Source organism: Neobacillus sp. PS3-34 (assembly GCF_030915465.1).
Lineage (GTDB): Bacteria > Bacillota > Bacilli > Bacillales > Cytobacillaceae > Neobacillus_A.
Genome location: NZ_CP133267.1, coordinates 340,824 through 353,178, shown reverse-complemented (window position 1 = coordinate 353,178; position 12,355 = coordinate 340,824). Strand labels below are relative to the sequence as shown.

Annotated in this window: 7 protein-coding genes and 3 pseudogenes; 6 read left to right on the top strand and 4 right to left on the bottom strand. The window is 41.3% G+C overall.

Features of this window, described 5'->3' with window-relative positions; genetic code table 11:
* Positions 1 to 7 precede the first annotated feature (7 nt).
* Both coaW and selB read left to right on the top strand, forming a co-directional pair.
* Positions 8 to 814, top strand: coding sequence for a type II pantothenate kinase (gene coaW / locus RCG23_RS01910; protein ID WP_308178346.1), 807 nt, complete (start codon positions 8 to 10; stop codon positions 812 to 814).
* A 96-nt stretch (positions 815 to 910) separates the two neighbouring features.
* Positions 911 to 2,768 (top strand): annotated as a pseudogene (selB, locus tag RCG23_RS01905) (selenocysteine-specific translation elongation factor).
* Positions 2,769 to 2,819: 51 nt separating this feature from the next.
* On the opposite strand, the gene RCG23_RS01900 reads toward selB, so the two are convergent.
* A complete protein-coding gene (locus RCG23_RS01900; RefSeq protein WP_308178345.1) occupies positions 2,820 to 3,797 on the bottom strand; it encodes an AI-2E family transporter in 978 nt (325 codons plus the stop codon).
* 247 nt (positions 3,798 to 4,044) lie between these two features.
* Positions 4,045 to 4,395 carry a DUF2512 family protein gene (locus tag RCG23_RS01895; protein ID WP_308178344.1) on the bottom strand — a complete coding sequence of 117 codons (351 nt, stop codon included), beginning with the start codon at positions 4,393 to 4,395 and terminating at the stop codon, positions 4,045 to 4,047.
* Positions 4,396 to 4,568: 173 nt separating this feature from the next.
* On the opposite strand from RCG23_RS01895, the pseudogene iadA reads away from it, so the two are divergent.
* Positions 4,569 to 5,755: pseudogene (gene iadA / locus RCG23_RS01890) on the top strand (beta-aspartyl-peptidase).
* Positions 5,756 to 5,836: 81 nt separating this feature from the next.
* Here iadA and RCG23_RS01885 read toward each other — a convergent pair.
* Entirely contained in the window at positions 5,837 to 7,009 is a 1,173-nt protein-coding gene (locus tag RCG23_RS01885; protein ID WP_374049834.1) for an MFS transporter, read from the bottom strand.
* 124 nt (positions 7,010 to 7,133) lie between these two features.
* Positions 7,134 to 7,589 (bottom strand): CBS domain-containing protein, encoded by a 456-nt coding sequence (locus RCG23_RS01880; RefSeq protein WP_308178342.1) that lies wholly within the window; start codon positions 7,587 to 7,589, stop codon positions 7,134 to 7,136.
* A 186-nt stretch (positions 7,590 to 7,775) separates the two neighbouring features.
* On the opposite strand from RCG23_RS01880, the gene RCG23_RS01875 reads away from it, so the two are divergent.
* The 3 genes and pseudogenes from RCG23_RS01875 to RCG23_RS01865 all read left to right on the top strand — a co-directional run bounded on the left by RCG23_RS01875 (position 7,776) and on the right by RCG23_RS01865 (position 12,263).
* On the top strand, positions 7,776 to 8,198 hold the full coding sequence (locus RCG23_RS01875; RefSeq protein ID WP_308178341.1) for a MarR family winged helix-turn-helix transcriptional regulator: 423 nt from the start codon (positions 7,776 to 7,778) through the stop codon (positions 8,196 to 8,198).
* Between the two features lie 502 nt (positions 8,199 to 8,700).
* Positions 8,701 to 9,102, top strand: coding sequence for a MarR family winged helix-turn-helix transcriptional regulator (locus tag RCG23_RS01870; RefSeq protein WP_374049833.1), 402 nt, complete (start codon positions 8,701 to 8,703; stop codon positions 9,100 to 9,102).
* 5 nt (positions 9,103 to 9,107) lie between these two features.
* Positions 9,108 to 12,263 (top strand): annotated as a pseudogene (locus tag RCG23_RS01865) (MMPL family transporter).
* Positions 12,264 to 12,355 lie beyond the last annotated feature (92 nt).

Genomic DNA, 12,355 nt, shown 5'->3' with positions numbered 1-12,355 from the left:
GGAAAACATGGCTTACCAGAAGATTGGAATTGATGCTGGCGGTACATTAATTAAAATTGCTTTTGAAGAAAAAGGAAAAAATCATTTTAAAAAGTATCCAATTTCAGATCTGCAATCTGCGATAAACTGGATTAAAATGGCGGCTCCATCCGCTAAAGTTGCTCTGACTGGCGGAAAAGCCCATTCTATTCAAAAGCAATTTTTTAAGGATGCTGTTGTTTGTCCCGAGTTTGATGTTACCTGCGAGGGAGCCAGTTTCTTATTAAAGGAAGAGGGTATTCAGGCTGGAGCCGCTTTCCTGCTTGTTAATATCGGAACAGGCACGTCGTGGCATTTGGTTGGCGAGAATAAATATGAAAGAATTCTTGGCAGCGGGCTTGGTGGTGGAGCGTTCATGGGCCTCGGTGACCTTCTAACAGGTGAAAAGGAATTCAGTCAGTTGACAAAGCTTGTTTCTGAAGGAGAAAAAGGAAAGGTAGATTTGCTTGTGAAGGATATTTACCAATCAGAGGAATCGCCAATTGATGGCAGCCTTACTGCGGCCAATTTTGCAAAGGGAAGCCAATCCGATCCCTCATTAGCGGATAGAATGGCCTCTCTTACAAATATGCTCGCAGAAACCATCGTTTTGCTAAGCTTACAATCAGCGGCTATCCATCATGTTAAGGAAATTGTCTACATTGGTAGTACCATCAACGGGAATCCCTCTCTTAAAACATCTCTTGATACCTACACGAAAATGCTGGGACTTTCACCCGTTTTTCTTGATAAAGGTGAATATAGTGGTGCATATGGTGCCATGTTTACCCTTTAGGAAATGGTCTTGTACAAACTATTACTAAAAGCTAAAGTTAGAGAAGAAACATAAAAGCAGGTGGCAAACTTGGAAAAACGTTATTTTACGATTGGAATGGTCGGCCATATAGACCATGGTAAAACATCGCTTACAAAAGCATTGACCAATGTCGACACCGACCGTCTAAAGGAAGAAAAGGAACGGCAAATCTCGATCGAGCTCGGTTTTGCACCATTATATGAAGATAATGAGCTTCAAATATCTGTTATTGATGTACCTGGACACGAACGCTTTATCAGGCAAATGATCGCAGGCGTGGCGGGGATTGATCTTGTGATTCTTGTCGTCGCAGCGGATGAGGGTGTTATGCCACAAACGAGAGAGCATCTTGATATCCTGGGGTTCCTTGGCATTAAAAACGGAATTGTTGCCATTACCAAGAAGGATAGGGTAGAAGAAGAATTCATTGAATTAGTGAAGGATGATATATTGGGAGAGCTGGATGGAACGGTGTTTGCAGAGGCACCTTTTGTCCTGGTGGACAGCATTTCAAAAAAAGGTATTGAAGAGCTCAGGAGCTTAATTATCAACACTTTAAAGGAACAGGAAATGCGAGATGCCAAAGGTGCCTTCCGTCTGCCGATTGACCAGGTTTTTACCGTGAAGGGACAAGGAACGGTAGTGCGTGGTACTGTTTATGAAGGAACAGTTGAAGAAGGTCAGACTTTAAAAATCATGCCACGAGGTGTCGAGGTGCGTGCCCGTCAGCTCCAGGTCCACCATAAACCGGCACAGAAAGCTTATGCAGGACAGCGGACTGCCATCAATCTTTCGGGTGTTTCAAGGGATGAGCTTGAACGGGGTGATGTCCTCGTTTCATCTGAGCATTTTATCGTTACGAAAACGGTAGATGTAGCCATACGTGTTGTCGAGGACCTAGACTATATGGTGAAACAGAGAATGCCGATAAAGCTGCATCTCGGAACAGCCGAGGTGATGGGAAGAATTGTCTTTTTTGACCGCAATGAGCTTAAGGAAGAAAACGGTGAGATTCTTTGCCAGCTACGGCTTGAGGAGGAAATTCTGACCAAACGCGGCGACCGCTTTATTCTTAGAAGACCAAGCCCTCAGGAAACAATTGGCGGCGGCTGGGTGATTGATCCACGGGGAAATAAGTACAGATTTGGCTTAGGGACCATCGAAGAGCTGGAAAAGAAGAAAGTGGGATCTGCAAAGGAACGGATGATTGCAGCCTTGTACGAAGCAAAAAGCCTTCCGCTGACAGAGCTGATCACAAGGACCTCCTTGGATGAGGAAACCTTAAAAGTACATCTTGAAGCTGACGATTTTGTTTTATTCAATGGAAAGGAATACACATTACGATCCTTAATCCATTCTATTGAAGAGGATGTCTATGACCGCCTGCAGGAATACCATACTGCTAATTCAATGAAACAAGGAATGAACAAAGCGGAACTATTGCAGCCTGCAGAAAAGGTTCCCGAAAACGCTGATTGAATACGTGATTGAAAATGGGATAGCAAATAAGGTTTTTTCCAGGAAGGGACAATTTGTTTCACTTGGGGAGTTTGTCCCACATGTGCCAAACAGCTGGAAAAAGCGTTCTGAAAACCTTGTAGAAGAGCTGAAGAAGGATGGACTGAAGGTCAGATATCTTCAGGATTATTTTTCGAGTGCAGGAATCCCCGACAATCTAACAATCGATTTAAAAAGGTTCCTCGAAGAGCAGGAACTGATTGTGCCGCTGGATGACCAATTCGCGTATCATGGTGAGGTTTTCAAAAACGCAGTAGAAAAACTCCGCAGCCAGACGGGTGTAGAGTTTGAAGTGGGTAATGCCAAGGATGTCCTGGACTTGTCCCGCAAATATATGATTCCGTTTCTAGAACGCCTCGATGCAAACGGATTGACAAAACGAGTTGAAAATAAAAGAGTATGGCAAATAAAATAGAAGTAGAAAAAAGGTGCACTGGCAAAATCAGTGCACCTTTTTTTCGATTATTTATGCATTTTCAATGGTTCTTAATTTATAGAACTTAATCACATTATTTAATGTTACCTTTACAACAGAGTAAAGAGGAATCGCGATCAAAATTCCGATAAACCCATAGATCGCACCAGCAATTAATAGGATAAAAATGACGGTAAGGGGATGCAGATCAAGCCGCTTTCCCATCACTCTCGGAGTGACTAGATTCCCATCGAGCTGCTGTGCGACTAGCGCCACAAGCACTACTTTAAATGCCATAGCCGGGCTTTGTAAAAGTGCGACCATTACGGCCGGGACAATTCCGATGACAGGGCCGATAAAAGGAACTACCGTCATCATCATGGCAAAAATAGCAAGCAAGAGGCCGTTGTCTACGCCGATAATCAGGAAGCCGATGTAAAGGAAAATCCCATCCGTCAAGGCGATGATCAGCTGTCCGACAATATAGGTTGACAACGTTTTATCGATATCAAGCAATATCCGATTTCCTTCCATAACATGGTCCTCTGGTAAATGCTTTAACAGGCGGGGTCTCAGCTTTTCATCATCTCTTAAAAAATAAAAGACAACGAAAGGAACAATTACCAGAACGCTTGCAATGCTGGTAATAATGGTAAGGATGTTCATAACGTTATTCTCGACAAGATGAAATAGTGATTGTGTATAGGCATGTGCCTTCTTTTCAATTTTATCAATTGAAACATTGCCAAAATTCGTTCCGCCAACCATTTTTTTGGACTCGTCCGAAATTTTTTCTACCTTATCGGGAAATTGGTCCGATAAATTGGCAATCTGGCTTGCAACTGGTGCGCCAGCAACATAGAAAAAGAGGTATCCTAACCCAAAAAACAAGGTAAAAACAATTAATATGCTGATATTCTTGTTTACATATTTGGCGAAAAAACGAACAAAAGGCTCATAATATAATAGAAAAGTCCGGATATGATGATTGGGAAAAATATGGTGGCGATTAACTTTTGAAACGGCCAAAGAAAATAATCAATTTTTCCAAGCATGAATATAATAGCTAAGATGAACAATGTTCCTGCAGCGTATTTAAAAAACGGTTTATTAATCCACATTCGCTTCCCTCTTTCCTTCTAAACCCTTCATAGGTCTATGACTTATTTACTATCCTAAAAAGCATCTCTTTAAACAAAATTAAGAATGGCGAATATTATTAAGGAACAAAAAAAGGATGACAATAAGGCATCACCCTGTCATCTACTACTTTGTATTAAGCTTCACTGGAAATTCGGTGTTTAACGAGCCATTTGTGATAAAACCATTCACCTGCCGCTACTGCAAGGGATGTAATAAGGGAAGGAACAAATGCTTCATTATATCCAAGAATTTTCAAGAAAGCCCAAATAATAATGAATGAAAAGAAAAAATCTCCCATTGTAGAAACTGCATTCCCTATTTTGGGAAGTAAAAGTAAATCTCCAGTAAAATAACCCAGGATTAAGAGAATCAGTCCGATAACAGATGAATCTGTAAACGAAACATTAAAAATAAATATCAGTAAAATCCACATTACCGGAAGCAAGATCATCGCTTTATTTCCAATAGCTTTTCCTGGATTCATAGGTAACGACCTCCTGAAGAATGATAGTAAACTATATCCCCTCACAAAAACTATAAACTGGAAATTATCTGGAATGAAACAGAGGACATTTATTAAAACATCTTTCATTTATAAGATTAAATAGAAAACCAAGGGGGTAGAAATAGCTGTAAATAACTTGCTGGGGGATATACATGCTGACATTAATTAAAAATGGAACCATTTACTCACCAGATTTTTTGGGAAAGAAGGATATTTTAATTGTAAGAGACCAAATAGGCTATATCAGAGATGAAATTCCTGTTCCTGAACACTTTGTCGAAATCGAAATGATAGATGCAGAAGGAAAATATATATTTCCAGGCTTTATCGATTCACATATACATATTATGGGCGCAGGAGGCGAGGCGGGCTTTAGCACGAGAACACCGGAAGTTAAGCTTACCGATTTAACTAAGTTTGGAATTACTACGGTTGTTGGTGTCATCGGTGATGATTCTACAACCAGGTCAATGGCCAGCCTGCTCGGCAAGGTATACTCTCTAGAGGAAGAGGGGATTACCGCCTTCGCACATACAGGTTCCTACCACGTACCAGTAGATACTCTTACCGGAAAAATAGAGGATGATATTATTTTAGTAGAAAAAATAGTTGGAGTTGGCGAGATTGCGATTGCAGATGAACGCTCTTCACAACCCACAGTTGAAGATATTGCGAAAATAGCGTCTGCTGCCAAGACGGCAGGGAAAATGAACGGGAAGAGCGGCATATTGAACATTCATGTTGGAATCGGCCCTGACAAATTGTCTTTGCTTGAAGAGGTCGTTGAGAAAACAAATGTCCCCATCTCAGTCTTTCAGGTAACACACATCAATCGGAATCGTGAATTATTTGAAGCAGGCAAAAACTTTGTGAGAAAGGGGGAAACATCGACTTTACAACAAGCTCGGACAAAAAATCATTGTCACTAACAGAAATCAAATGCTCAAAAGGATTAAAGGAATATTTGGATGAAGGACTGCCGATTGACCATCTTACCTTTACTTCAGATGGCCAAATATCGCTCCCAACCTTTGACGAAAAAGGGAATAAAACAGGCTTGAAAATAGGAAGGCCTAAATACCTGTTTGAAGAGGTCAGGGACGCAATCCTGGAAGAGGGAGTACCGATTGACATGGCATTAAGAGTCATCACCTCCAATCCGGCGGACATATTATCCTTTAAGAAAAAGGGCTATATAGAGGTAGGAAGGGACGCTGACATAGTGATTGTTGATCCGGAAACCCTTTCAATCGATACTGTTTTTGCAAAGGGCAGAAAAATGGTTGAAGCAGGCAATCCGATAGTAGTCGGTACATTTGAAAATAGTGAAGAAGAGTAAGTACCGGCATCTGCTTTCAAAAAAGAGGGGTTTCCCAAAAAGGCTAATACCTTTGGGAAATCCCTCTTTTATACTGAAGTATTAATGGCCAGCTCCAGCAGAATCCACGTGCTTCACATGTTTATAATTCATGAGGATAAACACTACTGAAAGAAGGACAAACAATGCACCGACAATGAAAGGAACAGATGGATTAAACCACTCAGCTAATTTTCCTGCAAGGAAAGGAGCAATTGCTCCTCCCAAGAATCGGAGGAAACTATAGGCTGCGGATGCAGTTGATCGCTCAACCGGCGCTGCATTCATTACCGCTGTCGTAATTAGTGTGTTGTTATTTCCAAGCATGGCTCCAGCCAGGATAACAGCACCAATGACTACCCATTGCGTTGATGTCCAGATACCCATTGCCAGAAGAAGAAGAGCAAATAAGAATAACATGACAGACATTGATTTAATCGTTCCAAAGGATTGCTGCAGCTTAGGCGCCATGAAAACGGATGTGACGGCAAGCAAGATACCCCACCCGAGGAATACGAAGCCCAATCCATGTTCATCCAAGCCCATAACAAACGGTGCGTAAGCTAAAAGAGTGAAGAATCCAAAATTATAAAGTGCAGCCGCAATCCCGAATACTAAAAGAGAACGATGCTTCATCGCACGGAATGGGTCAGCTAAAGAAGTTTTCTTTTTAACTGCATTTGGGTTTGATGTGTTTGGCATAAATATGGATAAACCGATAAATGCAACAACCATCAAAACTGCCACGCCAAGGAAGGGACCTCGCCATGACATCGCTCCAAGCCATCCACCTAGCAGCGGCACCACTGAAATTCCAAGCCCGATTGCTGCCTCATATAAAATAATCGCTTTTGCAGTACCACTATTGGAAAGTGTCACAATTGCAGTTAGTGCGGTAGCAACAAACAGTGCATTCCCAAGTCCCCAGCCACCGCGAAGTCCGACAAGTGTCCAAATTCCATTCGAAGCTCCGCCAAGCCCTGAAAATATCGCTATGATGACAACGCCGGCCATCAATGTATATTTAAGGCCAAGTCTGGATGAAATAGCGCCAGTAATCAGCATGGCAACAGCCATGACAGCATTGTAGCTTGTAAAAAGTAAGGAGACCTCACTATGGGAGGCATGTAACTTATTGGCTATAGCTGGTAAAATCGGATCAACCAGGCCTATTCCCATAAACGCTATGATGCCAGCGAAAAAAACGGCCCATACAGCCTTTGGCTGTTGAAGCAGCCGGCTTTTTCATTTGTTGTGCTATTGGATTTTGATGCAGATACAGATTTTGATGTCGATGACATTCGTAGGTCTCCTTTTAATTTAACTTGTGTTATTTATATATCTCCTATTAATTCAAGAGTTATAGTAACGATTTGAATGAATGCCTGATAACATCCCCGCGGCTAATGATTCCAACCAATACTCCGTTACGTTCAACAGGTACCTTTTTAATTTGTTTTTTTCCTAAAAGTGCTGCGATGTCCTCTAGTTCTTCGTTCCAAGACACCTTAATAACCTTTTTCTTAGCGATTTCCATCACATTCAAAGCAAGCAGTCTTTGTTCTCTTTCCTCAAATCCCTCGTCATCTCCCTTTATCACCATTGCAAAATAAAAAGTATCTATGACCCGATCCTCATGCTTGCCAATATATCTCATAATATCGCCGTCAGTCACAAAGGCAACAACTTCATTTCTGTCGTTAACAACCGGAAGGCCACTGATACGGTAATCAGTAAATTTTTCGATGACGGTCCGGACGCTGTCGCTTTCTTTCACTTTATGAACCTGGGTAATCATGATTTCATGAGCCTGCATAAAAAATCCCCCTAATATTAGTTCGCAGTGTTTTAATTATATATGGAAAGTATATAATTGTATTATACAACTATTGAAGTATCTGTCAATAGTGATTTCCAGTTTTATGGTTGGCGGAATTACAGAAACATTCGCTTTGTGTTATCATTATCCGTAATAAAAAAGGATATAGTGAGGTAGTAAAAAATGGATGAACACTCGTTGGGAACGATTGAACTTGAACTGGCGATCCTGATTCGCCGGACTACAGCTATTTCAACACGCAGGAAAATAGGTAATCTCGATCGTTCTGCATATCTATTGCTGCATCAGATCGTATCGAATGGATCGGCCGGAGTAAAAGCGCTGGCAGATGAATTTCAACTGGATATTTCAACTGTGAGCAGACAAGCAGCTGCTCTGGAACAAAAAGGGTATGTTTATCGAATTCCCGACCCTGTTGATGGAAGGGTTTATTCTTATCAAATAACAGATTTGGGCAAAAAAGAATTGGCGGAGTATAAACAGGTCCGAATGGCAAGAATAGCAGAGCTCTTAAACGATTGGACCGACCAAGAACGAGAAGAATTTGGACAGCTTTTAAAAAAATTCAATCATTCGTTTATCTAAAATAAGTCTTCTTAGGGACAAAACCTGGATAAGTGGGTTGAATGGGAACATCTAAAATGTCTTTCATTAGACGGGGATAAAGGACAAAACCCCTGATGAAAATATCAAAACTGTCCTCAATAACCCGTCTTGAGGACAGAACCCCTGATGAAAACATCTAAACTGTCTTCAATAAGCCATCTTGAGGACAAACCCCTAGTAGAACGCAAAAACTGTCCTTAATAAAAGTACCCCTGTTACAGGTTGTATGTGTTTAAAAGCCAAACAAGATGCCATTCTGACTATAATGTTAAAAAAGCAAAATAAAACCACCGGGCAAATTTTTGCCCGGTTTTTTCCATTCACCGCAAAAAAATATTGACAGGAAAAGGCATCCAGGAATATAGTTAAACAGGTTAATAGTTCAATCGTTTAACTATTATAGAGAGAAGGGTTTGTAAAAGTGGATAAGAATCTGATTCAGGAGCTTATTGACCGTTATATTGCCGTGTCGTTTAAGGTGATGAAAAAGGGAGATGCGCTGATTAAAGAACAAATTGGCAATGACCTGACCGAAGATCAGCATTATACATTAAGATACATACACAATGCTGGGGAATGTACTTCTTCAGAACTGGCAGAAAACTTTGGAGTAAATAAAAGTGCGATTACAGCCATTATCAATCGCTTGGTCGAGAAAGGGCTTATTACGAGAAGAAGGGACGAAAACGACAGGAGGGTTATTTATTTGACCTTGTCCGAAGCCGGAGAAACCCTCTACGAAAAAACGGAGAAAAGAATATATAAGCTGGTAGAGTCTATCATTACAAAATTTGAATCGGAAGAGATCACCACTTTCATCAATACCTATGAAAAGCTTTCAGGGATATTAATGGAAGTCAGTGATGAACAGCTGGGAGAGTGATTTAATTGAAAACCATTTTAAAAGGAAGATGGGTTGTTCTTTTCATCTGGATTGCAGTTGTGGCGGTTTTGATGGCTTTAGCACCCAATTTGGAGGCCTTGTCCGTGGAAAAGGAGTCATAAAGGTACCGGACGGATATTCATCTACCATTGCCTCAGATATTTTAAATGAGGTCCAGTCCAAAGAAAATAAGGGAAGGGACCTGCAGACGGCACTTGTTTTTCACAGCAGCAAAAAACTAACAGAAGCCGATTATTCCAGTGCTGAAAAAGCTGTCGCGAAGTTAGAAGAGAAAAAGAATCAGTTGGGGATAACCTCAATTACCTCCCATTTTAAAGAAAAGCAATTAAAGGATCAGCTTGTTTCAAAAGACGGTAAAACAATATTAGTATCTTTAAAAATTACAACGAATGGCCGTGAAGCAAAGGAAATTTCGAAAGAACTATATGATTCCATTAAAGATTGCGGTCTGGAGCATTATTATACCGGCAGCTGGATGATTGATGAAGACATGATCATGAATTCCCAGGAAGGCTTGAAAAAGACAGAAGGAATTACGGTGATATTTATTTTGGCGGTACTTCTATTAGTGTTCCGCTCGATTGTTGCTCCGATTATTCCGCTTGTTACCGTAGGGGTAAGCTATCTGGCAGCACAGTCAATTGTGGCGATCCTGGTGGATAAAGTTAATTTTCCACTGTCCAATTTCACGCAAATATTTCTAGTGGCTGTCCTATTCGGGATTGGAACGGATTACTGTATTCTCCTTTTAAGCCGTTTCAAAGAAGAAATGTCCAAACACGACAGTATTTTTGAAGCAATTATTGAGACATATCGAACTGCTGGAAAGACCGTTTTCTTTAGCGGACTCGCTGTTATGATCGGTTTTGCTTCCATTGGTTTTTCAACATTTAAATTGTATCAGTCTGCATCAGCAGTGGCAGTCGGGGTAGCACTTTTGCTAATGGCCTTATTTACACTTGTTCCGTTTTTTATGGCGGTTCTCGGCAGGAAGCTGTTTTGGCCATCAAAAGGACAGCTTGAGCATCGTGACAGCAAGTTTTGGGGAACAATGGGTGGCTTTGCGCTCGCCAGGCCTCTGATTGCACTCATCATTGTCGCTGTTATTTCGGTGCCATTTTTATTTTCGTATAAAGGGTCGCTCTCCTATAACTCACTCGAGGAAATCGGTGACAACTTCAATTCAATTAAGGGATTCAATATCATCTCTGATTCTTTTGGCCGGGCGAGTCGATGCCTACCCAAATTGTTATAAAAAATGATGAAAAAATGGATTCCACAGATTATATGGTATTGGCGGAAAAAATCAGCCAGGAATTAAAAAAGGTTAACAGTGTGGAAACCGTCAGATCGGTATCGCGGCCAACCGGCAAACCAATCGAGGATTTGTATTTTTCAAAACAAGCAAAGAACCTGGGGGAAGGGTTAGGCAAGGGGAATGATGGCATTAAGCAAATCAGCAGCGGGCTTGAGCAGGCTGGGACTCAGATGGCCGCATCGAAACCAAAGCTTGTGGAAGCAACAAATGGCATAAGCAGCTTGATTTCTGGCACCAATCAGCTTTCAGCTGGTATGGTACCTCTAAAGAACGGCTTGAACCAGATTGAAGCTGGCCTTAATAAAGGGTCTGCTGGTTCCGCCGAAATTAAAAAAGGCATGGAGCAAATTAAATCAAATTCAGAGAAAATCCTGGCTGGCAGCAAAAAGCTTTTGGATGGATATAAGCAGGCCGAAGGCGCGTTGAAACAATTCAGCAAAACTATCAGGGAATTGAAAAGGGATTAGCAGATTTGCAGGTTAAATTGACTGCTTTAAACAGCAATTTTGCAGGTTTGGAAAAAATATACCCGGCCATCACTGAAAATGATGATTATAAGCAAATCAAAACGACCGTCATGGTTGCACAAGGGACGATTAATCAGCTTGATGGGGGATTGAAGAATCTTAACGGTGCGCTTACGGGTATTCAAAAAGGATTAAACACAGCTAATTCGAATTTTGGAACGCTGATCTCGGGTCAGCAGACGATTGTTTCCGGAATGGAAGCATTAATAAATGGAATAGGACAACAGCAGGCTGGACTTGAAAAAATGGCGGATGGCCAAGGGCGGATTATCGGCAGCCTCTCTAAGTTTTCAGGAGGGCTGAGCGGAATTAATTCAGGCCAGCAACAGCTGCTCAGTGGTTTCAGCAATCTTGGCGGCCAAATGAACGATCTTTCAGATGGTTTAACGAAAAGCGCTAAAGGATTGAATGAAGTATCCAAGGGGCTGTATTCCGCACAGGATTATCTTTCTGGAGTTTCTAAAGTAAAGAGAAATGGCTTTTACATTCCAGAAGAGGTTCTGAACAGCAAGGATTTTGCCCAGGCGCTGGAAGCCTATCTTTCCAAGGACCGTAAAGTTATGACACTAGATGTTGTTTTCAATGTAAATCCGTACTCCAACCAAGCCATCAATCAAATGGATGAAATAAAGAATGCGGTAAAAAGAGCTGTGAAGGATACAAAGCTGGAAAATGCGAAGGTAGCAGTCGCCGGAGTTACGAGTGTGTACAGTGATCTTGACACTATTTCCGAGCAAGATTATTCACGGACAGTAATCCTAATGCTTGCAGGAATCAGCATTATTCTTGTTATCCTGCTTCGCTCATTTATTATGCCTCTTTACTTGATCGGATCGCTCATCCTGACCTACTATACGTCGATGGCGATTTCCGAAGCGATTTTCGTCGACTGGCTTGGATATACAGGAATAAGCTGGGCTGTCCCATTCTTTGCATTCGTCATCCTGATAGCATTAGGCATTGACTATAGCATTTTCTTAATGGACCGGTTTAATGAATTCAGAAATTTGCCGGTAAAAACAGCTATTTTATTATCGATGAAAAAAATGGGCACGGTCATTGTATCTGCTGCCGTCATACTGGGCGGAACATTTGCTGCGATGATGCCTTCTGGCGTTTTATCACTGCTGCAAATCGCGACAATTATTTTAATTGGGTTAAGTTTATACGCGCTGGTCATCCTTCCTTTGTTTGTACCTGTTATGGTAAAAATATTTGGGGAAGCTAACTGGTGGCCATTTTTAAAAAATGATCGAAGTTCATCTGGCAGTAATGACCATTCCTTACATTCTTAATAAAATTGAAGCGCGCCAGCGTTTAAAGGCCAGGCGTGTTTTTTATGATTAATTTAGCCCCATTGGTGGTAAAGCAATAGAAAAGGCAATAG

What these genes read in the sequence shown, in the direction of transcription:
- coaW (WP_308178346.1), top strand. Translation starts at nt 8, where the DNA reads ATGGCTTACCAGAAGATTGGAATTGATGCTGGCGGTACATTAATTAAA.
- RCG23_RS01870 (WP_374049833.1), top strand. Translation starts at nt 8,701, where the DNA reads ATGAAAAAGGGAGATGCGCTGATTAAAGAACAAATTGGCAATGACCTG.
- RCG23_RS01895 (WP_308178344.1), bottom strand. Translation starts at nt 4,395, where the DNA reads ATGAATCCAGGAAAAGCTATTGGAAATAAAGCGATGATCTTGCTTCCG.
- RCG23_RS01875 (WP_308178341.1), top strand. Translation starts at nt 7,776, where the DNA reads ATGGATGAACACTCGTTGGGAACGATTGAACTTGAACTGGCGATCCTG.
- RCG23_RS01880 (WP_308178342.1), bottom strand. Translation starts at nt 7,589, where the DNA reads ATGCAGGCTCATGAAATCATGATTACCCAGGTTCATAAAGTGAAAGAA.